The 21,685-nt window shown below is 60.5% G+C and carries 20 protein-coding genes and 1 tRNA gene; 12 read left to right on the top strand and 9 right to left on the bottom strand.

Annotation, left to right across the window (positions count from 1 at the left end):
* Window positions 1–68: 68 nt before the first annotated feature.
* Window positions 69–1,337, top strand: coding sequence for a hypothetical protein (locus IU397_RS05145; protein ID WP_204411402.1), 1,269 nt, complete (start codon window positions 69–71; stop codon window positions 1,335–1,337).
* Here the strand turns inward: IU397_RS05145 and IU397_RS05140 are convergent.
* Both IU397_RS05140 and IU397_RS05135 read right to left on the bottom strand, forming a co-directional pair.
* Window positions 1,334–2,077 (bottom strand): YafY family protein, encoded by a 744-nt coding sequence (locus IU397_RS05140; RefSeq protein ID WP_204411400.1) that lies wholly within the window; start codon window positions 2,075–2,077, stop codon window positions 1,334–1,336. The two genes, IU397_RS05145 and IU397_RS05140, sit on opposite strands and share 4 nt — an antisense overlap.
* The gene (locus tag IU397_RS05135; protein WP_204411399.1) at window positions 2,077–2,454 is read right to left on the bottom strand and encodes a VOC family protein; all 378 of its coding nucleotides are present in this window, start codon (window positions 2,452–2,454) and stop codon (window positions 2,077–2,079) included. Before IU397_RS05135 ends, IU397_RS05140 begins: the two co-directional genes overlap by 1 nt.
* A gap of 197 nt (window positions 2,455–2,651) precedes the next feature.
* On the opposite strand from IU397_RS05135, the gene IU397_RS05130 reads away from it, so the two are divergent.
* From IU397_RS05130 to IU397_RS05105, 6 genes are all read left to right on the top strand, one after another.
* Window positions 2,652–3,032 (top strand): hypothetical protein, encoded by a 381-nt coding sequence (locus tag IU397_RS05130; RefSeq protein ID WP_204411396.1) that lies wholly within the window; start codon window positions 2,652–2,654, stop codon window positions 3,030–3,032.
* A gap of 73 nt (window positions 3,033–3,105) precedes the next feature.
* Window positions 3,106–5,655, top strand: a complete 2,550-nt coding sequence (pepN, locus tag IU397_RS05125) for an aminopeptidase N (RefSeq protein ID WP_204411394.1) — start codon at window positions 3,106–3,108, stop codon at window positions 5,653–5,655.
* Window positions 5,656–5,758: 103 nt separating this feature from the next.
* Complete coding sequence (glpX, locus tag IU397_RS05120; protein WP_204411393.1) at window positions 5,759–6,724, top strand: class II fructose-bisphosphatase; 966 nt, start codon at window positions 5,759–5,761, stop codon at window positions 6,722–6,724.
* A gap of 186 nt (window positions 6,725–6,910) precedes the next feature.
* Entirely contained in the window at window positions 6,911–8,674 is a 1,764-nt protein-coding gene (gene recJ / locus IU397_RS05115; protein WP_204411391.1) for a single-stranded-DNA-specific exonuclease RecJ, read from the top strand.
* Window positions 8,675–8,813: 139 nt separating this feature from the next.
* Window positions 8,814–8,888, top strand: a tRNA-Glu gene (locus IU397_RS05110).
* 413 nt (window positions 8,889–9,301) lie between these two features.
* Window positions 9,302–9,520, top strand: a complete 219-nt coding sequence (locus tag IU397_RS05105; protein WP_204411390.1) for a DUF6500 family protein — start codon at window positions 9,302–9,304, stop codon at window positions 9,518–9,520.
* Between the two features lie 276 nt (window positions 9,521–9,796).
* Here IU397_RS05105 and fdh3B read toward each other — a convergent pair whose 3' ends face one another.
* The 6 genes from fdh3B to IU397_RS05075 all read right to left on the bottom strand — a co-directional run bounded on the left by fdh3B (window position 9,797) and on the right by IU397_RS05075 (window position 15,369).
* A complete protein-coding gene (gene fdh3B / locus IU397_RS05100) occupies window positions 9,797–10,390 on the bottom strand; it encodes a formate dehydrogenase FDH3 subunit beta (RefSeq protein WP_204411388.1) in 594 nt (197 codons plus the stop codon).
* A gap of 11 nt (window positions 10,391–10,401) precedes the next feature.
* Entirely contained in the window at window positions 10,402–13,293 is a 2,892-nt protein-coding gene (locus IU397_RS05095) for a formate dehydrogenase subunit alpha (RefSeq protein WP_204411387.1), read from the bottom strand.
* A 90-nt stretch (window positions 13,294–13,383) separates the two neighbouring features.
* Window positions 13,384–13,569: a twin-arginine translocation signal domain-containing protein gene (locus IU397_RS05090; RefSeq protein WP_204411384.1), complete on the bottom strand. Its 186-nt coding sequence runs from the start codon at window positions 13,567–13,569 to the stop codon at window positions 13,384–13,386.
* A 34-nt stretch (window positions 13,570–13,603) separates the two neighbouring features.
* Entirely contained in the window at window positions 13,604–14,215 is a 612-nt protein-coding gene (locus IU397_RS05085; RefSeq protein WP_204411382.1) for a molecular chaperone, read from the bottom strand.
* Between the two features lie 84 nt (window positions 14,216–14,299).
* Entirely contained in the window at window positions 14,300–14,815 is a 516-nt protein-coding gene (locus IU397_RS05080; protein ID WP_204411380.1) for a DUF3306 domain-containing protein, read from the bottom strand.
* A complete protein-coding gene (locus tag IU397_RS05075; RefSeq protein ID WP_239479597.1) occupies window positions 14,812–15,369 on the bottom strand; it encodes a DUF3305 domain-containing protein in 558 nt (185 codons plus the stop codon). Before IU397_RS05075 ends, IU397_RS05080 begins: the two co-directional genes overlap by 4 nt.
* Window positions 15,370–15,487: 118 nt before the next feature.
* On the opposite strand from IU397_RS05075, the gene IU397_RS05070 reads away from it, so the two are divergent.
* A complete protein-coding gene (locus IU397_RS05070; RefSeq protein WP_204411375.1) occupies window positions 15,488–17,443 on the top strand; it encodes a 4Fe-4S binding protein in 1,956 nt (651 codons plus the stop codon).
* Between the two features lie 110 nt (window positions 17,444–17,553).
* Here IU397_RS05070 and IU397_RS05065 read toward each other — a convergent pair whose 3' ends face one another.
* On the bottom strand, window positions 17,554–18,285 hold the full coding sequence (locus IU397_RS05065; RefSeq protein WP_204411373.1) for a hypothetical protein: 732 nt from the start codon (window positions 18,283–18,285) through the stop codon (window positions 17,554–17,556).
* Window positions 18,286–18,341: 56 nt separating this feature from the next.
* Here IU397_RS05065 and IU397_RS05060 point away from each other — a divergent pair, with 56 nt between their 5' ends.
* The 4 genes from IU397_RS05060 (at window position 18,342) to IU397_RS05045 (ending at window position 21,564) form a co-directional block, all read left to right on the top strand.
* Complete coding sequence (locus IU397_RS05060; protein WP_204411371.1) at window positions 18,342–19,391, top strand: Mrp/NBP35 family ATP-binding protein; 1,050 nt, start codon at window positions 18,342–18,344, stop codon at window positions 19,389–19,391.
* A complete protein-coding gene (locus tag IU397_RS05055; protein WP_204411369.1) occupies window positions 19,388–20,035 on the top strand; it encodes a biotin/lipoate--protein ligase family protein in 648 nt (215 codons plus the stop codon). The genes IU397_RS05060 and IU397_RS05055 overlap by 4 nt, the downstream gene beginning before the upstream one ends.
* On the top strand, window positions 20,032–20,517 hold the full coding sequence (locus tag IU397_RS05050; protein ID WP_239479596.1) for a DUF6505 family protein: 486 nt from the start codon (window positions 20,032–20,034) through the stop codon (window positions 20,515–20,517). Before IU397_RS05055 ends, IU397_RS05050 begins: the two co-directional genes overlap by 4 nt.
* A 549-nt stretch (window positions 20,518–21,066) precedes the next feature.
* Entirely contained in the window at window positions 21,067–21,564 is a 498-nt protein-coding gene (locus IU397_RS05045; RefSeq protein ID WP_370541610.1) for a DDE-type integrase/transposase/recombinase, read from the top strand.
* Window positions 21,565–21,685: the final 121 nt, after the last annotated feature.

The following is a 21,685-nucleotide window of genomic DNA, read 5'->3' as shown; positions in this document are numbered from 1 at the left end:
CCTGTCAGTGTCCCACGCCCGACGGGTTGATCGAAGGCCAAATCCAGTAACTTCCGGGGGACTATCCGATGTCACATGCGAAAAGCCTGACCAAATTGGTGGCCGAAGCCCGCCACCTGCGCGATCATCTGTTGCATGTCGAGGGACAAGACAGCGCCAAACTGGTCGAAGCACTGCAACCCTTTGACACCACAGAGATGGCCGCCCAGGCCAGCGCCGAAGAGGTGCGCAGCCTGAATGCGACGTTCCAGGCCGCCTATGACAGCGCCCTGGGCAGTGTCGATGGCTACACACTGAACGAGGTGCTGAAAGGCCGATCCCCCCATATCCGCCGCCCCTCCCTTGCAGGAAGTGTGGTTTTGACCGCGATCGGTATCTGTCTGGTGATCACTGCGTTCCACTTTTCCTACTGGTCGAATCGGACAACGTTTGTGCTGAGCGAGGCGGAAAAATTCGTTCAGTTCGACCATTTCCAGAGCGTGATGAAATTGATCGAGTTGGAAAACTATTTTGACAAGACCGAACAAAGCCCCGCCAGTCCCGATCTTGAGCCGCAACTGGTCTATCTGGAGGGGATCTCCGCATTGAAATATCATTATCACGAGGAAGCAACGCTGCCGGGCAAAATGCTGGAACTGAACGGGAATATCAATCCGGTCGGGCAGCAATGGACTGCCATGTGGCGCAGCTATTGCGCAGGTTTAGGCCCTGATCGGTTATCGGCGTCGCAAGGGTGGTTAAGCTGGATCGCCCATTGCGCAAAGCCCCGGCAAGGCACGCAGCAGGCATCGGGGGTCGCATATCTTTCGGCCGACACAAAGATTGCCGCGCTCACCCCTTCCGACAGTGGGGTCAGCCTGTTTCAGGAAAAGATCGCAGAGATCGCGCAATTGCAGCAGGCCACAATGGTCAATGCCAAACGGATCCCCAATGGCGATTACGTCAGATCGCAATACTTCGTGGGGTCGATGATGCAGACGCTGAAAGAGCTTCTCAATGTGGTCCACCTTTGGGCGCTGCCGATCATCTATGGCGCGTTAGGGTCCATCGTCTATTGCATGTGGCGGGTGCTAAACCCGAATGTCGCCGCCTATGGGTTTTTGTATTGCCTGATGCGAACGGCCTTTGCCGGATTGGCGGCGTTGACGCTGTCGATGTTGCTGGTGCCGTCGAATGTGCTGACCATCGGGGTCGATCTGAACAGGCCGCTGATTTACCTACTATCGTTTATCTTTGGCTATTCGATTGAGGCCTTTGTGAGCACGCTGAACCTGTTGAATACCTACCTGTCCACTAACCTCACGCCAAAACCGCGACGCGCGACCGGCAGCGGTTAAAGGTCCGCATGTTCCCGCGCCTGGGCCCGCATCTGCCCCGGCGCGGTGCATCCGGCCTCGAGGCTCCGTTGCCGCATCAATGCGTAAAAGGTGCGCAGGTCGCGGCCGGGTTCTGCCTTGTAACCCGCCCCAGCGCAGGTATCGGTCATCCGGTCGACGCGAAACATGCGGAAATCCTCACGCAACTCACACCAGGCGACGAGGGTCCAGACCTTGCCCCAGAACCACAGGCCCAGGGGGCGGACGGTACGCTGGGTGTGCTGGGCCGCCTTGTCGGCATAGACGAATGTCAGGCATCGGCGTTTGTCGACTGCGATTTCGATCCGGTCAAGCTGGCGGCGCAAGGGATCTGTCATCTCGGGCGCAAAGGCATGGACCTGAACGGCAGCAGCACGGTCGCGTTCGGCTTCGGGCAAGACGGCATCGATCTTGACCAAGGCCTCCATCGCGGCGGCAGCCATCGCCTCCCCACCCCAAGCGCGCAAAAGCCGCGCACCGGCGACCAGGGCCACGATCTCGTCGCGGTTGAACATTAAAGGCGGCAGGTCAAAGCCCCCTTGCATAATATATCCCACGCCCGCCTCCCCATCGACCGGAACGCCGCTGGCCTGCAGATCGGCGATGTCGCGATAAATCGTGCGCTGCGACACTTCCAGCCGCTCCGCCAGATCCTGGGCCCGCACAAGCCGACCGCCGCGCAGATATTGCACGATCTGAAACAGGCGGTCGGCCCGACGCATCAGTCTTTTCCTTCGAAAAAGCCGATGGAATTTCCGTCAGGGTCAATGGCATAGGCAAATCTGCCCGCAGGGATTTCGATGGGTGGCGACACGACCTTGCCGCCAGCATCCCAGATCCGGGCGATGATCTCTTCCAGCGTGCCGGGGGCTGTCAGGTGGATGGTCGGCCCCTCCCCCTGCTTGGCGGGGATACCCGGGTAAAGGTGACCTGCGATGCCGCCTTTTTCGCCCGTCTTGAACATGGCCATTGGGTTGGGCTCGGTCCCATCAATCTGCAAATCGGCATGGGTCACCGCGTTGTAGAATGCCATGCTGCGATCCATGTCTGTCACCGGGATCTCGGCCCAGACGGTAAAGTTTTTCGGGCGATAGGTCATAATAATGTCTCCTTCGTCAGTATGATCCCTGACACACTTCTGACACAGCCCTGCTGACAGCATCCTGTCAGTAACACGTATGGCGGCGGCGTTGTGTTTGCCCTTTTCTTCGCCGAGCATTACATGATCGTCATCGATTATTTGATCATAAATCGCGCATATCGCGAGCCCTGTCATTACCCAATCCAGAGGACCTCATGAAAGTCATTGCACTCTCCATCGCCGTTTTGCTCGCCGCTGCCACCGCGGGCCAGGCCCAAACGCTGACCTGCAAACGCACCAACATAAGCCAGGGCGGTTTCAACAATATCAAGGTCGCCGAAAGCTGGTTCCCCGCCAGTAATACGTACGAAATCAAGGGGGGCATTGCCCAGTCCGATAAATTCGGCCGTGGATCGGTCAGGAAATCCGGCAACCGGCTGCTGATGGAGTTCCCGGTGAAGACCCAGAAAGGGCGCGGCCTTACCATGAAAGTCACCTATTTCCCAAAGACCGGTCGGTACACAGCCAAAATGGCCTCCGGTGCCCGCTATCAGCAAATCACCGGCGCCGGCGGGAAATGCGCCAGCCGGGGCTAGGGCGGGCCAACTGACGCCTTGCAGGCAGCGCTGAGAGGGCTAGGCTCCCCGTGATTGATTGGAGAGCCAGCCCATGCGCGACGCCGCCCCCCAGACGATATACCTGAAAGATTACACGCCCTTCCCGTGGCAGATCGAATGGGTCAAGCTGACCTTCAAACTGGCCCCAACCGGAACCCGCGTTCTATCAGAAATCCGGTTCGCACCCAACCCCGACGCAGATGGTGGTGAGTTTTTCCTTCATGGCGAACAGCTTGCGCTGACATCTTCAACCATTGATGGCATTGCCGTATCTCCGACCCTGACGGATGAAGGGCTGACTTGCGACGTGCCGGATGGTGCCTTCACCTGGACCGCCGAGGTTGAGATTGCGCCCGAGAAAAACACCGCCCTCGAAGGGCTGTACATGTCGAATGGCATGTATTGCACCCAGTGCGAGGCGGAGGGTTTTCGCAAGATCACCTATTACCCTGACCGCCCCGATGTGATGGCGCCGTTTACCGTTCGGATTGAAGGCAATGCTCCGGTCCTGCTGTCCAACGGTAATCCAACCGGTCAAGGCGATGGCTGGGCCGAATGGCACGATCCCTGGCCAAAGCCAGCATATCTCTTCGCCCTTGTCGCCGGTGATCTGACGGCCGTGACCGACAGCTTCACCACCGCCTCCGGCATGTCGGTCACGCTCAACATCTGGGTCCGGCACGGCGATCAGGGCAAATGCGATTACGCCATGGATGCCCTCAAACGGTCGATGCGCTGGGATGAAAAGGTCTATGGCCGCGAATATGACCTGGACGTCTTCAACATCGTGGCCGTCGATGATTTCAACATGGGCGCGATGGAAAATAAGGGGCTGAATATCTTCAACTCCAAATACGTCCTCGCCTCCCCCAAGACAGCGACGGACCGCGACTATGAATTCATAGAGGCGATCATCGCCCACGAATACTTCCATAACTGGACAGGCAACAGGATCACCTGCCGCGACTGGTTCCAGCTGTGCCTCAAGGAAGGACTGACCGTCTACCGCGACCAGCAATTCTCGGGCGACATGCGCAGCCATGCGGTCAAGCGGATCGACGATGTTGTGATGCTGCGCGCCCGACAGTTCCGGGAGGATGCGGGGCCTCTGGCCCATCCCGTCCGCCCCAGTTCTTATATCGAAATCAATAACTTCTACACCGCAACGGTCTACGAAAAAGGCGCTGAGGTGATCGGGATGCTGCGCACTCTCGTCGGTGCAGAGGGATACAAGACGGCGCTGGATCTTTATTTTGAACGTCACGATGGCGATGCCGCCACAATCGAGGATTTTCGGAAATGTTTCGAGGATGCCTGCGATATCGATCTGACCCAGTTTGCCCTGTGGTGGCATGATCCCGGCACCCCGCGTGTCACAGTAACCGAGGCATGGGCCGACGGCACCTTGTCGCTCCACCTCAAGCAGTCGACACAAGCCGCGGGTCGCGACGATTATAACCCCCGCATCATACCCCTGGTCACCGCCCTGATCGCACCAGACGGGTCAGAGGCGATGGAGCAGGTGGTCGTCAAGCTGACCGAAGCCGAACACACGGTTCGCTTCCCGATGCTGACCGAACGCCCCATTGTGTCGATCAATCGTGGCTTCTCCGCCCCCGTGATCATCGAGCGCGACAGCTCGACCGAGGAACGCGCCTTCCTGCTGGCCCATGACACCGATCCGTTCAACCGGTGGGAGGCCGGGCGGGCGCTGGCCAAGGATGTACTTACCCGCATGGTGACCGATGGCGACCAACCCGGCCCTGCCTACCTGAATGCGCTTGATCAGATGGCCCGGGACGACCGGCTTGACCCCAGCTTCCGCGCCCTGGCTTTGGGGCTGCCCAGCGATGACGACATGGCCCAGACCCTGGCCGATAGCGGCATCACCCCGGACCCGACCCGCATCTATACAGCACGCCTGAGCCTGCGCAAAAAGGTGGCGGAGCATCTGGAACCGGCCCTGGCAGAACTTTACACGGCGATGGACCGCCCCGGCCCTTACACACCCGATGCCAAGGCTGCCGGGTGCCGCGCTTTGCGGCTTAAGGCGCTGGGTTACCTGTCTCTGCTCGATGGGGGCAAGCGCGCGCAAAAGCAGTTCGATACCGCCGATAACATGACCGAACAGTTGAGCGCATTGGCCTGCCTCATCGATATCGGCACAGCGGACGAGGCTTTGGCCGCTTTCGCCCGGCAATGGAGCAGCGACCGGCTGGTCATGGACAAATGGTTCGCCTTACAGGTCGCTGGCGCCACGCCCGCTGATGCCGCCACCATAGCCAAAAGCCTGACCGAACACCCCGATTTCGACTGGAAAAACCCCAATCGGTTCCGCTCCGTCATCGGCGCGCTCACGACCAACGCTGCCGGTTTTCACGATCCCAGCGGCGCCTCCTACAGTCTGATCATCGACTGGTTGATAACGCTCGACGCGCTCAACCACCAAACCACCGCGCGCATGACGACAGCGTTTGAAACATGGCGCCGCTACGATGCCGACAGACAAGGGCTGATCCGCGAAAACCTCGAACGCCTCGCTGCCAAATCAGACCTCAGCCGCGACGTCACCGAGATGGTCAGCCGTATCCTCGGCACATGATGACCAAGAATGAGGCATCAGGGCTGGCGTCTTACCTATCCGCTTGCCGCCTGCCCCCAGGGCGCGTTAGAGGCTGCATAAATCATTCAAGGGACAGATTGCCATGACCGAGACCGCCGAATTCCACGACCGCATGCTTTCACTGGGTCTGTCCCGCGTGTCAGAAGCGGCCGCCATCGCCTCCGCCAAACTGATCGGGCGCGGCGATGAAAAGGCCGCAGACCAAGCCGCGGTTGATGCCATGCGCACGCAACTCAACAAGCTCGACATTGCGGGCGTTGTGGTCATTGGTGAAGGTGAGCGCGACGAGGCGCCCATGCTTTACATCGGTGAAGAAGTGGGCTCTGGAGAGGGTCCAGCCGTCGACATTGCCCTCGACCCGCTGGAAGGCACCACGCTGACCGCCAAGGACATGCCCAATGCCCTGGCCGTCATCGCCATGGGGCCACGCGGCACGATGCTACATGCGCCCGACGTCTATATGGATAAACTCGCCATCGGCCCTGGCTTCCGCGACGGTGTCGTCACCATGGATATGAGCCCTGCTGAGCGGGTTTCGGCCCTTGCGGCGGCAAAGGGATGTTCGACCGGAGATATCACCGTCTGTGTCCTCGAACGCCCCCGCCATGAAGGGATGATTGCAGAGTTGCGCACAACCGGGGCCGCCATTCGGCTGATCACGGATGGTGACGTCGCCGGGGTCATTCACTGCGCCGAAGCAGAGAAGACCGGCATCGACATGTATATGGGTTCCGGCGGCGCACCCGAAGGCGTGTTGGCCGCGGCTGCCCTGAAATGCATGGGCGGGCAGATGTTTGGCAAGCTCACCTTCCGCAACGATGACGAGCGGGGCCGCGCCGAAAAGGCCGGGATCACCAACCTGAACCGCGTTTATACCCGTGACGACATGGTGACAGGTGACGTGATCTTTGCCGCAAGCGGTGTTACGGACGGCTCGATCCTGGCCGGGGTCAAACGCGAGGTCGGCTATCTGACGATCGAGACGATCCTCATGCGGTCCAAAACCGGATCTGTCCGCCGGATGACCTACCGCAACCCAACAACCTGACGCTAAGCATGGGCGTGGTTGGCCCTGCCTTTGGCGTGACTCGACCTGGTACAGCGACGGTGGGGAACCGTAAGGCCGTCCCCAACGTAAACCCAACCATCTCGCGCCAGGCCATCAAACGCGGCTTTGCGGCTATCGGCATATCGTGTATGCTGCCACCAACGAAACACAACAGGTGGGGTGAGCATGGCAAAGGATCTGGTGGAACGCCCATTTCTGGATATCGGCGCATCCCTGACCGGACGAAGCTGGCAGGGTCCATCCGTGGATTTGGAGCGGCGGGCCGAGGCGCTGGCCCAATCCACCTCCCTGCCCGACCCGGTCGCCCGGATCCTCGCCGCGCGCGGTGTGACAGGTGAAGAGGCGCCGGATTACCTGGCCCCATCCCTGAAGGCCCTGTTGCCCGATCCCAGATCCCTGCGCGACATGGAGACGGCAGCCACCCGCTTTTGCACCGCCGTCATGCAACGCCAGCGGATTGCGATTTTTGCAGATTATGACGTGGATGGCGGAGCCTCCGCCGCGTTGCTGATCGTCTGGTTGCGCGACTTGGGCCTGTCGGCCACGCTTTACGTTCCGGACCGGATCGATGAAGGATATGGCCCCAACGCTCCGGCAATTGCTGACCTGGCCTGCACCCATGATCTGATCATCTGCGTGGATTGTGGCACACTCAGTCATGATGCCCTGGCCGCCGCTGAGCAAACCGATGTTATCGTGCTGGACCATCACCTGGGCGGCGAAACCCTGCCACCGGCCTGCGCCGTCGTGAACCCGAACCGGCAGGACGAAACCGGGGATCTTGCCCATCTTTGCGCCGCGGCGGTCGTGTTTCTGATGCTTGTCGAGATCACGCGCCAGCGCCGCGCCGCGGGCCAGGGCGGGCCGGATCTGATGGCGATGCTTGATCTGGTGGCCTTGGCCACTGTCGCGGATGTGGCGCCCTTGGTCGGCGTCAACCGCGCCTTTGTGCGCCAGGGGTTAAAGGTCATGGCGCGGCGTGAACGTGTCAGCCTGACGGCTCTCGGCGATTTGGCTGGCCTGAACGCTTTGCCCACGGCCTATCACCTCGGCTATCTGCTGGGCCCTCGGATCAATGCCGGTGGCCGGATCGGCAAAGCCGACCTCGGTGCGCGACTGTTGGCATGTGACAACCCGGCAGAGGCCCGAGCCATGGCCGAACGCCTGGATCAGTTGAACAAAGAGCGGCGGGAAATCGAGGCGCATGTGACGGAAGAGGCCCTCGCCCAAGCTGAAGCGCGCGGAGCGGATGCCCCCTTTGTGTGGGCAGCGGGCGACGGCTGGCATCCGGGTGTTGTGGGCATCGTCGCTTCCCGATTAAAGGAGGCCCTGAATCGTCCCGCAATCGTGATCGGGCTGGATGACGGCATCGGCAAGGGTTCGGGCCGGTCTGTCACCGGGGTAGATCTGGGAGCATCGATCCAGCGACTGGCGGGCGAAGGCCTGCTGATCAAAGGCGGCGGCCACAAGATGGCGGCCGGGCTGACAGTGGCCGCAGATCACCTTGACGCGGCCATGGGGCGACTGTCAGAACTGCTCGCCCGACAAGGAGCCGGGTCGACCGGGCCGCGCATGTTGCGGATCGATGGATTGCTGATGCCGCGTGCTGTGACCGTGCCGCTGATCGAACAAATCGAGACTGCAGGCCCTTTTGGTGCATCTGCCCCTGCCCCCCGTTTTGCCTTACCCGACATGCAGATCCTACATGCCAAACGTGTCGGCGACCGACACCTGAAGGTGAGCATTGGTGATGGGCTGGGCGCGCGGTTGGATGGGATTGCATTCGGGGCCTTCGATACGGCGCTGGGTCCGCGGCTGGAAAGCCATGGCGGGGCGCGGTTCCATCTGGCTGGGCGGCTGGAGATCAACCACTGGGGCGGTCGTCAGATCCCGCAATTCAGACTGGAAGATGCGGCTGAAGCTGGATGACGGGCTGAGATCTAAAGGGTGATAAAACAGCATCAAATCAGCAAGTTACCAAAAATCTCACAAGGGAATATCGAGCCGACCAAAAAAGCTCTTGCCCTTGCCGGCACCATTGCCTAAACCACGCTGCACGGCTGGCTTTGTCCCGTTCGTCTATCGGTTAGGACGCCAGGTTTTCAACCTGGAAAGAGGGGTTCGATTCCCCTACGGGATGCCACCAGATGAAAATTTCAAATAAATATCAGATAGTTATACTCTCACCTCGATGATTGCAGGCAACTTTTGTATGGATCAGGTTTAGGGTGACCTCCTCACGCCGTCTTCAAGCAGGAGCGATTTGGAGCCGCGGGACGAGTGGATCGCGACGATGCATTTGACCTGAGAGTTTGGGCTGCAATATGATACACATCCAATGCACAAACCATGCATATGAATTGTGCGCTGGTATCACAGCCAGTTAACTTTTTATGTGATTTTCGATGATTGAGGTATGCTGCAAGCCGTCACAGCACCTGCACCATGTTGACAGAAGCTAAGTTATTGCAAGGTCGGGTTTGAGCCCAGGTCCATCATGTTCCGTACGTACCCTCTGTATGGTACCGACGTGTAAATTCTGTTGAAAGGACCATCGTGCGGTCAAGTCTGAGAGCCAAGGCTATTGCTGTCTGCAATGATAAGATTGCCAAGAAAGGTGAAGCCGAAGGCCTCTCATTCTATGCATTTTTTGCAAACAAGAATGATGACCCCGCTTTGCTGATGGAAGCGGCTGAGTGGTGGATCAAAAAACATGGATTGGACCATTTTGAGAAAGCCGTGAAGATCCGAGATATGATCCGCTCGGGTATCTGAAACACGAGAAATAAGCCGCGCGGGTAGGTTCGGTCACCGATACGGGACTGGTGGGTTTGTCGGTGCTTTGTCCGGCAGGCGACCCAGAACTCATCTGGGAGCCTAGAGCGTCATGCAAGAAACCTGTGTCACGTGACACTGCCTGAAACCACAGATTTCAACGCGTTACGTGATGCGTAGTGTTTCAGGTAATTCGTCAGACGCTCCAGGTGTTTGGTCTCGGGTCCGGGGGGGGGTGGTTAGGCATCCATCGCCCCCTGGTTTCTTTAGCCTGGCTTAGCCGCCTTTTTGGCCGTAGGCGGTACCCCAGCCCCAGGCGCCGGAGCCAAAGCCGCGGGCGACGACGCGTTCGCGGTAGATGTCGCTGACATCGTCCCCGTCACCAGCCAGCAACGCCTTGGTCGAACACATCTCGGCGCAGATAGGCAGCTTGCCTTCGGCGATACGGTTACGACCGTATTTGGCGAACTCGGCGGTAGAGTGGGTTTCCTCGGGTCCACCATTGCAGAAGGTGCATTTGTCCATCTTGCCCCGGCTGCCAAAGTTGCCCGCCTGCGGATATTGCGGCGCGCCGAAGGGACACGCGTAGAAGCAGTAACCACAGCCAATGCAGAGGTCCTTGGAGTGCAGGACCACGCCTTCTTCGTTCTGGTAGAAGCAATCCACTGGGCAGACGGCCATGCAGGGCGCGTCGGAACAGTGCATGCATGCGACCGAGATGGAACGTTCACCCGGAGAACCATCATTGATGGTCACCACGCGGCGACGGTTGATGCCCCAAGGCACTTCGTGTTCGTTCTTACAAGCGGTCACGCAGGCATTGCATTCGATGCAGCGTTCGGCGTCGCAGAGAAATTTCGCTCTTGCCATGATTTTTCTCCTTAAGCCGCTGTGATCTTGCAGAGGGTGGCTTTGGTTTCCTGCATCTGGGTCACCGAGTCGTAGCCATAGGTCTGCGCAGTGTTCGTGGATTCGCCCAGTACATAGGGGTCAGCGCCTTCGGGGTATTTGTCCCTCAGATCCGCACCCTGGAAATGCCCCCCGAAGTGGAATGGCATGAAGGCCACGCCCTCACCGACGCGATTGGTGAGCATGGCCATGACCTTGACCTTGCCGCCTTCGGGCCCTTCGACCCAAACCTGGGATCCATCGCGGAGGCCCAGATTGTTGGCATCCCGCGGATTGATCTCGACGAACATGTCTTGCTGCAGTTCGGCGAGCCAAGGGTTGGAGCGGGTTTCATCCCCACCGCCTTCGTATTCCACCAGGCGACCCGACGTGAGGATGATCGGATAATCCTTGGAAAAGTCCTGTTTCTGGATCGACGCATAGAGCGTTGGCAGGCGGTAAAACTGCCGGTCCTCGTAGGTCGGATAATCCTCAACCAGATCGCGACGGCTGGTATAGAGCGCCTCGCGGTGGAGAGGTACGGGGTCGGGGAAGGTCCAAACCACGGCGCGGGCCTTGGCATTGCCGAAGGGCGCGCATTCATGCTGAATCGCCACCCGTTGGATACCGCCGGACAGATCGGTTTTCCAGTTGGTCTTGTCACCTGCGACGCCCTCGATCGCGCTGCGCTCGTCATCCGTCAGGTCGCCATCCCAACCCAACTCCTTGAGCATGGCCATGGTGAATTCAGGGTAGCCATCCTGAATTTCAGAGCCCTGGGAATAGACCCCTTCGGCCAGCAGATTGTCGCCTTCATGTTCTACACCAAAGCGGGCCCGGAAGGTCAGACCGCCTTTGGAGACAGGTTTGGACATGTCGTACAGGTTTGGCGTGCCGGGATGATTCATCTCGGGCGTGCCCCAGCACGGCCACGGCATGCCGTAATAGTCGCCATCGGCAGGGCCACCCACAGCCTGTAGCGTCGTGCGATCAAATGTGTGCTGGTTGGCCATGTGAAGCTTGATGCGCTCAGGCGACTGGCCGGTATAGCCGACGGTCCACATGCCGCTGTTGAACTCGCGGGTGATATCTTCGATGACCGGTTCACCATCGACCACGTCGATATTGCGGAAGAGGCGGTCGGCAAAGCCGAACTTCTCCGCAAATTTGGCGATGATGATGTGATCAGGCAGCGATTCAAACAGCGGGTCGACCACCTGTTCGCGCCATTGGATGGAGCGGTTGGAGGCCGTGACCGAGCCTGACGTCTCGAACTGGGTCGAGGCCGGCAGCAGGTAAACGCCATCGGTGCGGTCGCTGAGGACGGCGGAAACCGTCGGATAGGGATCGATCACGACCATCAGGTCGAGCTTTTCCATCGCTTCCTTCATATCCGTCATGCGGGTCTGGGAGTTGGGGGCGTGGCCCCACAGAACCATGGCGCGGACATTGTCCGGCTGATCCATGTTGTCCTTGTTCTCCAGCACACCGTCGATCCAGCGGCTGACCGGGATACCGGTGGAATTCATCAGGGATGTGGCTTTGCCGTCCACCTCTGGCCCTTCGGCGAACTGGCCCTTGAGCCAATCGATATCCTCGCCCCAGACGCGCGCCCAATGGGCCCAGGAACCCTCTTTCAGGCCATAATAGCCCGGCAGGGTGTGCGACAGGACGCCAAGGTCGGTCGCACCCTGTACGTTGTCGTGGCCGCGAAAGATGTTGGTGCCGCCGCCCGATGTGCCCATGTTGCCAAGGGCAAGCTGCAACACGCAATAGGCGCGGGTGTTGTTGTTGCCGTTGGTGTGCTGGGTGCCGCCCATGCACCAGATCACGGTACCGGGGCGGTTATTGGCCAGGGTGCGGGCCACGCGTTCCAGCTGGCTGCCGGGGACGTCGGTGACACGCTCGACCTCTTCGGGGGTCCATTTAGCGACCTCGGCCTGGATCTGATCCATGCCCCAGACCCGGGTGCGGATAAATTCCTTATCCTCCCACCCATTCTCGAAGATGTGCCACAGGATGCCCCAAACCAGCGCGACGTCAGAGCCGGGCCGCATGCGGACATATTCATCGGCATGGGCGGCGGTGCGGGTAAAGCGCGGGTCACAAACAATGACGGGGGCATTGTTCTGTTCTTTCGCGCGCAGCAGATGCAGCAGCGAAACGGGATGCGCCTCGGCCGGGTTGCCGCCGATGATAAAGATCGCGCGGCTGTTATGGATGTCGTTGTAGCTGTTGGTCATGGCGCCGTAGCCCCATGTATTGGCCACCCCGGCCACTGTCGTCGAATGGCAGATCCGGGCCTGGTGGTCGACGTTGTTGGTGCCCCAGTAGCCCGCGAATTTGCGGAATAGGTACGCCTGTTCGTTATTATGCTTGGCGGAGCCCAGCCAGTAGACGCTGTCAGGTCCGCTTTCCTCACGGATCTGCATCATCTTGTCACCGACCGCGTCGATGGCCTCGTCCCAGCTGACGCGCTTCCATTCGCCGCCTTCCAGCTTCATCGGGTATTTCAGGCGGCGCTCGCCATGGGCATGTTCGCGGACGGCAGCCCCTTTGGCGCAATGGGCACCGAGGTTGAAGGGACTATCCCAAGCGGGCTCCTGACCGGTCCAAACACCGTTCGAGACCTCTGCCAGGACGGTACAACCAACGGAACAGTGGGTACAGACCGATTTGCGGATCTCCACCGGTGCCTTGGCCGCGGCCTGGGCATTGGCGCGCGTGACACGGCCGCCCGTGGCGGTGATAGCGGCCAGACCACCAATGGCCAGACCCGAACCGCGCAAGAAGCTGCGGCGATCAACCTTGGTAGTGGCGGTGTGGTGGCGCGCTGCACTGCTGCTGCAACCGTTGACAGACCCGGTGGCCTTTTTCCTGAGCATCTTATCCCTCCCTATGAGCCCTGGGGGCCCCATCAGATCATGTCGGGTAACCTGCGCTTCGGCGCGGATTACAGTCAGGTTTGACCGGTCTTAAAACCGGGCGCTTTCAAGGTACTTTTTGACGTGGTCGGTTTTCACCATCCCCTCGCCAGCCTCAACAGCGGTATCGGCCCTAGCCGACGTGCCAGTGACAGCCAAGGCAACCGCGGCGGGCGCTGACGTGCCTGCCAATTTCAGGAAGCCCCGGCGGCTTTCGCCTTTTGATTTGGTTTCCACTGTCGTGTCCTTCCCTTTTGCTAAGGCACATGCCTTAGCCGTCCAATCTGAATGCTTCGATTTCGATTTCGATAAACAGCCGACCGATAGTGCCGACGGGCGCATACAACTTGGCCCCCTTCGCCCCTTCGAGGTCGGTGAAAAAATGCCCGGCCCACGTGGCCAGATGCGTGTTGAAAAAAGCGTGCTGGTCGGCGACATCCAACGACACACCAAGGTCACCTGTGATCAAACCCGCCATCATCTCACACAAGGCGGCGATGTGATCTTCGGGTTCCTTGACTTGCGGATCGCGCTCCAAACCCAGTTTCGCCATGTGATCACGCAACAAAGCCAGCGGCTTTTCATTCAAAAAACCGGTCAGGTAGTAGCTGGCATAGGGGAGCAATTCGCCCCGACCCAACCCGATAAACAGGGCGTTGTATTCGCGGGCGGCGTCGTCTGGCGTGAAGGATGCGGCAAGGTGCGCAAGCAAAGCGATGCCCTGCCCCAACTCAGATTTGTCCCCATCAAGGGCGGCAATCTGATCGAGCATCGCCTGATCCGGCGCTTTGGTCAGTAGCAGTGACAGCAACACATAAAAATCTGCGCGCAACCGGTCTTCATCAGTTACGGCCGTGGCGTCTGCTGCGGCGGCTTTGGTCATATGTTCGGTCGTCTATCGCATACCATAGCGGCACGTTATGAGGACGCTTCGCGAAGTGGCAATTCCTTTTTGGTCGCACATACCTTAGCTTTCAAATCGGAATTGCATGCGCTTTGCAGGTGGCGCTTGCGGTACTGAACCCTCTGATATCATGTCATTTTCTGGCGATTTGGCAGGGGCGATTTCAGCATTTTCGGCCAATAATGAGACCTCGGGACTACGACCAAGGTCGGGGATGTCGAGAGGTATATCTGCCACGTCCTGTTCGGCGGGGTCTTCCTCATCGGCTTTCAGGCTTTGATCGACCATGCCCTTGCCGACCTTGTAGACCGTGGCCAGAATATCAGGAACCATGGCGGCATCCGTGAAATCCTCGCCATAATCGACCAAACCATCGACATTGGCCAAGATCGGGTTGGACCGCCACAGGGCCCGCAAGGCCCGGCGGCGCAGCAGATCGGGCACGCCATCCTTTAGATAAGCGCGAAAGTCATCACCCGGTTTCAGCGTATCGGGGTCAGCAAGGTCATGTTCGGCCAGATACGTGGCTTGCGCCGTTTCGGGATCCTGATCCCGGTCGGAGGGATGTTGATCGCTCATGCCTTGCCGTTCGGTTTGGTTTGTGAGGGCGCGCGGTAGACATCGGCGGTTTGGCGAATGCGGACATCGCCAATGCCATCCTCCACCAGATCGATACGTTTCTTGTCGCGCTTGCGTTTCTTGAACGGCTCGTCCCGCGCATGGGCGTCTGAAAAATCGCGAATCCAGGCAATCAAGCCGTCCGGCATGGGGACTTTTTCCACCTGCTCCTCCCCGCTATCCATGTAATCCTGCGCCTCGTAGGCCGAGGCTGTGACGGAGTGAACCTTGAGCGGATAGTCGGCATCGCCGCTGTCACGCAGGATGACAAACAGGCTGGGCGGTTCCATCGTGAGGGAGATGCGGTAGGCCTCCACCTCGGTCCGGTGCAACTCCAATGGCAGGGTGCAGGCGTGGTATTCGGTCACATCGCCGTCCTGGCGCAGCAGATGCCAAGCGGCAGGCCCCGCACCGGGCAAGACGGCAGCGGCGCGCCAGTGCCACTTGACCCAGCGGGTGACACCGGGACGGCGTTGCAGAACGATGCCCAGCGGAAGAGTGGCTGTTTTGTCCAAGATGTGCTCCTCACGATTGGGGGCAAGATGGGCGGAGCGTTTGCGATTGTCAAAAGTTGCGATCAATATGCGCGCCACGCCAGATTCGTAACATACGGGTCCAGCAAGGGGAGGAAACATGGTCAAAATCGCACGCGCCGTGCTGTGCAATTGCGCGGGCAGCCAACAGGTGGATGCCGAAAGCGCCGCCCTCGCCCTGCCCGGCGCCGAGGTTTCGACCTGCGAAGCCGCCTGCATGGGTGACCTGGATGTGGCAGAGCGCAGCCTGGCCGCTGACGGCACCACGCTGATCGCCTGCGGCCAGATGGCCGATCTGTTTGTCGAGATGGCAGGCGACACTCCCGTGGTGACAGCCGATATCCGGGACCGCGCGGGCTGGACGGCCGATGGCGCGGCCTTTGCAAAACAAGCCGCGTTGCTGGCAGAGGCGGCCATGGATGTGCCTGCGATCCCGGTAAAAGACATCGTGTCAGAGGGTGTGACGCTGGTTCTGGGCGAAGGTGATGTTGCACTGGCCGCCGCGGCGCGGCTGGGAGAAAGCCTGCCGGTGACCTGTATCCTGGCAAAGCCGCCATCGGATGTTTTGCCGCCCGAGGGCTTTGACCTCATCACGGGCCGGTTGCGGCAGGCCAGCGGAACCCTGGGCCGGTTCAAGGTCATGATCGACGGTTTTGCGCCCCTGGTCCCGGCGGGCCGCGGAGCGCTGGGATTTGCAGTACCCCGAGATGGCGCAGCCTCCGATTGCGACGTCATCGTGGATCTGCGCGGCGGCACGCCCCTGTTCCCCACCCCCGAGAAGCGCGATGGATATCTAAGAGCCGATCCCGGTGATCCGCTGGCGGTCGAACGCTTGATCCGTGCCGCGACCGATCTGGTGGGCACGTTCGAAAAGCCCCTGCATATCCGGTTTGACCCCCATATCTGCGCCCATTCCCGCGCCAGTCAGCAGGGCTGCGACCGGTGCCTGACCGTCTGCCCAACCGGTGCCATCCTGCCCGCCGGGGATCATGTGGCGATTGACCCTGACATCTGCGCGGGCTGCGGCGCCTGTGCTGCCGTCTGCCCGTCCGGGGCGGCCAGCTATGACACGCCGCCCGTGGCCCATCTGTTCAACCGATTGCGGACACTCGCCAGCGCCTATCGCAATGCGGGTGGTGCGGCCCCACGCGCCCTGTTCCATGATGCCGACCATGGCGGAGAAATGTTCCGCCTGTCCGCTCGCCTTGGGCGTGGATTGCCGGCTGATGTGATCCCGGTTGAGGTCGAGAACACCGAAATGGTGGGCCATTCAGAGCTGTTGGCCGCCTTGGGCGTTGGCTTTGCCGAGGCGCTGGTGCTGGCTGGTCCGCGCGCCGATCAAGGCGTGATCGCAGAGCAGATTAGCCTGGCCAATGCCCTATCCGCAGATCAGCCCGGCCGCATCGGATTGCTGGCGTCGGAGGACCCCGACGCCTTGGAAGAGGCGCTATACGGGACAGGCCCCGGCGCGTTGACCAGCGATCCCGTCCTGCCCCTTGGCAGCCGGCGGGAGGTCGCGCGACTGACCGCCACGGCCCTAGCCACCGATGCGGATAGCGTGCTGCCCCTGCCCGCGGGCGCGCCCTACGGTGCTGTGGTGATCGATAAAGAGGCCTGTACGTTGTGCCTGGCCTGCGTCTCCCTTTGTCCGGTCGGGGCGTTGGGCGACAATCCCGACGCACCCCAGGTGAACTTTCAGGAAAGCGCCTGTTTGCAATGCGGGATCTGTGCCAGCACCTGCCCGGAAACCGCCATAACGCTTGCGCCACAAATGCAGCTTGGCAAGGCGGCGCTGGAGCGCCGGATCCTGCATGAGGAAGAACCCTTTGCCTGCGTTGAATGCGGCAAGCTTTTTGGGGTGAAATCTACGATCGAGAAGATCGCCGAGAAGCTGGACGGCAAGCATTGGATGTTCCAGGGCTCGGACAATATCCGCCTGATCCAGATGTGCGACGATTGCCGGGTGAATGCGCAGTACCACCAGAAGGACTCACCGTTCCGGGGGGCAGACCGGCCCCCGATCCGTACCGCGGATGATCCGGGCAAACTGAATTGATCCCGTCCTTGATACTCAGGTCAGTCAACGCGGAAGGTTTGCGCAGGGCGCCTGTCAAACATACCGCCTGGCGACCTCTCTGGACGGATCAAGTCACGATGATAAAGTATTTAGTTCGAAGACCTTACAGGCCGACCCAAATCCTTTGCCTGAAGCCCGCCGACAAAAGCAGTGATGGCCTCGATCTCCTCCAGCGTGATCTCAACCGGAGCGATATGGGTCGGGCGATCAGTGCCAAAGGGTTCGGTCACGCCTGGGACCTGAGTGAAAGACGGATGTGGGTTCGCGCTCCAAAATGCCAGAAACAGGTCCTGCCAGCCCGGTCGCCCGCGCAATGCCGCAAAGGACGGGGTCGAGCCAATGCCGCCCATCCGGTTGCGGTCATCCACAACGTGACAGCGCCCGCAATGGACCAGCGACAATCGCGCGCCAAGCTGGGCATCACCCTCCACCGGTGTCGGCGCGACAACCACCACCTTTTTGCTGGGCGCGGCATATTGCGGCTGTCCTGCGATCTGGAAACTGGTCACAGCGGCCAGGCCCGGCGTGCTTTTGAGCCAGTCGCGGAACGTATCATGGGCAGTCCCCTGCCCGGTCAGCGAATAGGCTGTGCCATCGGCGGCATCGAACACCCGCGTGCCCGTGGCGACAGTCGTCAGGGCCAAGGGCGCCTTCCCCGTCACAGGCTTCAATACGATGCGGTGCTTGAACTTGAACCGGGGCAGGATGTGTTTGGTAAATCCGCTTTCGATCATCTCGGGCGGGACGGACAACGTCTCCTGCGCCAAAACTGTTACGGCAGTCATAACAAGAACAAGCGGCGCAAGGATCAGGTGTTTCATCGCCTCAGCCTATGCCAGCCGCCCGAAAAATCAAAACCCACGGAGAAACGCGCGATATGAGCGACCCGGATATTGAGGCCATTCGCGCCGCCCTTGGCCCTGTTGTGGCGGCCAAGGCGGTCAAATCCGTCAATGTCGAAGGAGGCATGGCCCGCCTGATTATTGAGGTTGATCCGGCCCAGGCGACAACCGTGCAAGACGCCGCCGAGGCCGCCGTAAAGTCCGTGGATGGCATCACCGACGTGCAGGTCGTGTTGACGGCAGAGGTGGGGCCAGATGCCAAGGGCCCGCCGCCGGATCTGGGTTTGGGCGCAAAACCCACCGCGCCCCAGGGGCCGCAACCGGTGCCCGGGGTCCGGCATGTGATCGCCGTTGCCTCTGGCAAAGGTGGTGTTGGGAAATCGACGGTTACAGCCAACCTCGCCGTGGCTTTGGCCGCGCGCGGGCAGCGGGTTGGCCTGCTGGATGCCGATGTCTATGGCCCGTCGCAACCGCGCATGCTGGGTGTGTCGGGTCGCCCGGCCAGCCCCGATGGCCATGTGATCCTGCCCCTGCGCAACCATGGCGTGACGCTGATGTCGCTGGGGCTGATGGTCGACGAGGATGAGGCCCTGGTTTGGCGCGGCCCCATGCTGATGGGTGCCTTGCAACAGATGCTGGCCCAGGTGCAATGGGGCGCGCTGGATGTGCTGCTGGTCGATCTGCCGCCGGGGACAGGCGATGTGCAGATGACCCTGTGCCAGAAAACCGATGTGTCTGGCGTTGTCATCGTATCTACCCCACAGGACATCGCGCTGATCGATGCGCGCAAGGGGATCGACATGTTCCGCAAGATGGGAACGCCGATCCTGGGCGTGATAGAGAATATGGCGGCGTTCGTTTGCGATACTTGCGGCAAGGTACACCATCCGTTCGGCCATGGCGGCGCGGCGGCAGAGGCCGCAAAGCTGGACGTGCCGTTTCTGGGTGAGGTGCCGTTGGAATTGTCGATCCGTGTGGCGGGCGATAGCGGCGCGCCGGTAGTGGCGATCAAGCCTGAAGGGGCCGCGGCGCGGGCCTTTTGGTCCCTCGCCGACACGTTGATCGCGGGTGTGCTGGCGGAATGACCCCCAGCTTTCCGCCTTTGCTGACCGGGCAGCCCGTGCCTGCGGGCGCCGATCCGTTTCTGGCGGCTGTCAAGGCAACGGCAGATCCTGGTACCGTGTTCTGGTCAGAGGATGCGGGCACCGCCCGCGCCGCCCTGGTGTTGGCCCCCGAAGATCCGATGCCCGCTGCCATGGCCGGTGTCATTGCCGTGGCCCTGGGGCTGGCAGAGGCGCTGGGTGCCCTTGGCCCACCCGAAATGGCGGTGCAGTACCGTTGGCCCGGCACGCTGCTGATCAATGGCGGGCGCTGCGGCGGTTTGCGAGCAGCAGCGGGGGAAGACTGGCTGGTCGTGGGCCTGCGCGTGCCCGCCCTGCCCCTGCCACAGGCGGAACCCGGCGCCACCCCGGACGAGACCGTACTGGGAGAAGAAGGCGCCGGAGCGATCACGCCCCCCGCCCTGATCGAAGCCGCCGCCCGGCACAGCCTGGTCTGGATCAATCGCTATCTCAGCGATGGCGCGGCCCCCTTGATCACCGCCTGGCAGGGTTTGTGCATCGACGCGACCTGCGCAGCGGTTCCGCTTGATCCCCATGGCGGTCAGATCTTGCAAACAGAAGATGGCGCGCGCACGGTGCCCCTGACCGATATGCTGGAGACCCCATGACGGAGACGACCCTGAAACTCGCCCGCGTGATCCGGCTGGATGAAAGCGACCTCAACGTGTTCGATCAGGCCGGAACGGTGGGGGAATGGGCGATCCCCGGCACGTTCGCGTTTTCCGACTGGACCGAGGCGGAGTTGACCGGCAAGGCGCGTCAGGCCTTTGCCAATGGATGGTTGGGGTTGGAGAGCTTTGGTCGATCCACCTTTGTCGCCGTTGCGCGGATCACCGAACCGGAACGCGCAGCCTTGATCCAGGTTTTGGCCGGGCATTTCGCGGCAGTCTACGGCGCGCCATCGGTTGACGCCGCTTTGCCGGTGGCCGAGGCGGAGATCGATCAGATGATCGAGATGTGCAGCAATCAGGATGACAACACGTTGCTGGTCGTTGAACGCAGCCTGGAAGAGAGCGGGGTCCGTGAACGTTTCCGCATCATCGCGCCCCAGGGTGCCAGCCTTGAGGCATTTGCCGTCCACGGCGACTGAGACCGACCTTCCGCATTGTTCCATCGTGGCAGCCCGACGCGGCCCACTGCCCCGCAGCGGTCGTTTGCGCGGTTCAGATCCCTTGGTCACCCCGCATCTCATTGCTTTTGACGAGGACTCCATCGAAATTTGAATGCTTCGACTTGACTGAGGGCATCTTGAGGCTCAATCTAGTGTGCTTTTGGGCGACCGATCATTCAACTGAAAACTCTGCCCCGTAAACACGGGGCCATCTGCCCGGGAGGGGTCATGACACCTTTGAAGGGCTCTGTTGCGGTAGCCCAGCTGGCAAGCCAGACTTGGTCCAAGCATTCAGGAGGTGGATATGCCACGTCGAAATCCGTTCCAACAGCACCGATTTCCGACGGATGTGATCTCCATGGCGGTCCGTTGGTAGTGCCGATATCCACTGTCGTATCGTGATGTACGCGATCTATTGGCCGAGCGTGGGGTCACGGTCGACGCCGTCACCATTTACCGTTGGGTCCAGAAGTTTGGGCCGGAGATCCGGAAGCGCGCTTATGGCATGTGGATGAGACCTACGTTCGAGTGAACGGCAGGTGGCGTTACCTGTGGCGCGCCGTGGACCAGCGGGGACAACTGATCGATTTCCGATTAACGGCACGCCGAAACGCCAATGCCGCAAGGGCGTTCATGCGCCAGGCCAGCGAGACCGTCCGATGTTACCAACCGATGACCATCGTCACTCCCTCTCGAGCATCGCAAGCAATGCCCTGCCGGGCAAAGGACAAGGCACACAGCTATGCGAAAGTGATCGAAGAGATGAATTTCGGGACCGGTCCAGATGATCGCATCCGACATGTCGACCGTAAGTATCTCAACAACCGGATTAAAGCTGACCACGCTGCTTTGAAGCAGCTTCTACGACCAAAACGGGACTTCCGAAAGATGACCTCCGCCAAGAACACTCTGAAAGGCATCGAAACCCACCGGGCCATCAAAAAGGGCCATTTCGCGAACAACGAGCCCGGCGTCTTGACCGAAGTGGCATTCGTTGCAAACCTGTTCAGATCGGCGGCTGCGTAGTCCCAATGACCAGATAGGCCAATTGAAGGTCTCCGCACTAATGCAACAGAGCCCATGAGAATCACATCCTTCGGAAATCGATGCTGTTTGAACGGATTTCGACGTGGCATACCCATCTCCT

It is taken from the genome of Actibacterium sp. 188UL27-1 (assembly GCF_016901225.1).
Classification (GTDB): domain Bacteria; phylum Pseudomonadota; class Alphaproteobacteria; order Rhodobacterales; family Rhodobacteraceae; genus 188UL27-1.
This window is presented reverse-complemented; position numbering and strand designations above follow the sequence as displayed.

Bases quoted from the DNA above. Each gene is read 5' to 3' on its own strand.
- IU397_RS05135 (WP_204411399.1), bottom strand. From the start codon at position 2,454: ATGACCTATCGCCCGAAAAACTTTACCGTCTGGGCCGAGATCCCGGTG.
- IU397_RS05055 (WP_204411369.1), top strand. From the start codon at position 19,388: ATGACCCCCAGCTTTCCGCCTTTGCTGACCGGGCAGCCCGTGCCTGCG.
- IU397_RS05095 (WP_204411387.1), bottom strand. From the start codon at position 13,293: ATGCTCAGGAAAAAGGCCACCGGGTCTGTCAACGGTTGCAGCAGCAGT.
- IU397_RS05140 (WP_204411400.1), bottom strand. From the start codon at position 2,077: ATGCGTCGGGCCGACCGCCTGTTTCAGATCGTGCAATATCTGCGCGGC.
- IU397_RS05145 (WP_204411402.1), top strand. From the start codon at position 69: ATGTCACATGCGAAAAGCCTGACCAAATTGGTGGCCGAAGCCCGCCAC.
- IU397_RS05070 (WP_204411375.1), top strand. From the start codon at position 15,488: ATGGTCAAAATCGCACGCGCCGTGCTGTGCAATTGCGCGGGCAGCCAA.
- IU397_RS05130 (WP_204411396.1), top strand. From the start codon at position 2,652: ATGAAAGTCATTGCACTCTCCATCGCCGTTTTGCTCGCCGCTGCCACC.
- IU397_RS05060 (WP_204411371.1), top strand. From the start codon at position 18,342: ATGAGCGACCCGGATATTGAGGCCATTCGCGCCGCCCTTGGCCCTGTT.
- IU397_RS05080 (WP_204411380.1), bottom strand. From the start codon at position 14,815: ATGAGCGATCAACATCCCTCCGACCGGGATCAGGATCCCGAAACGGCG.
- IU397_RS05085 (WP_204411382.1), bottom strand. From the start codon at position 14,215: ATGACCAAAGCCGCCGCAGCAGACGCCACGGCCGTAACTGATGAAGAC.
- IU397_RS05065 (WP_204411373.1), bottom strand. From the start codon at position 18,285: ATGAAACACCTGATCCTTGCGCCGCTTGTTCTTGTTATGACTGCCGTA.
- pepN (WP_204411394.1), top strand. From the start codon at position 3,106: ATGCGCGACGCCGCCCCCCAGACGATATACCTGAAAGATTACACGCCC.
- glpX (WP_204411393.1), top strand. From the start codon at position 5,759: ATGACCGAGACCGCCGAATTCCACGACCGCATGCTTTCACTGGGTCTG.
- fdh3B (WP_204411388.1), bottom strand. From the start codon at position 10,390: ATGGCAAGAGCGAAATTTCTCTGCGACGCCGAACGCTGCATCGAATGC.
- IU397_RS05050 (WP_239479596.1), top strand. From the start codon at position 20,032: ATGACGGAGACGACCCTGAAACTCGCCCGCGTGATCCGGCTGGATGAA.
- recJ (WP_204411391.1), top strand. From the start codon at position 6,911: ATGGCAAAGGATCTGGTGGAACGCCCATTTCTGGATATCGGCGCATCC.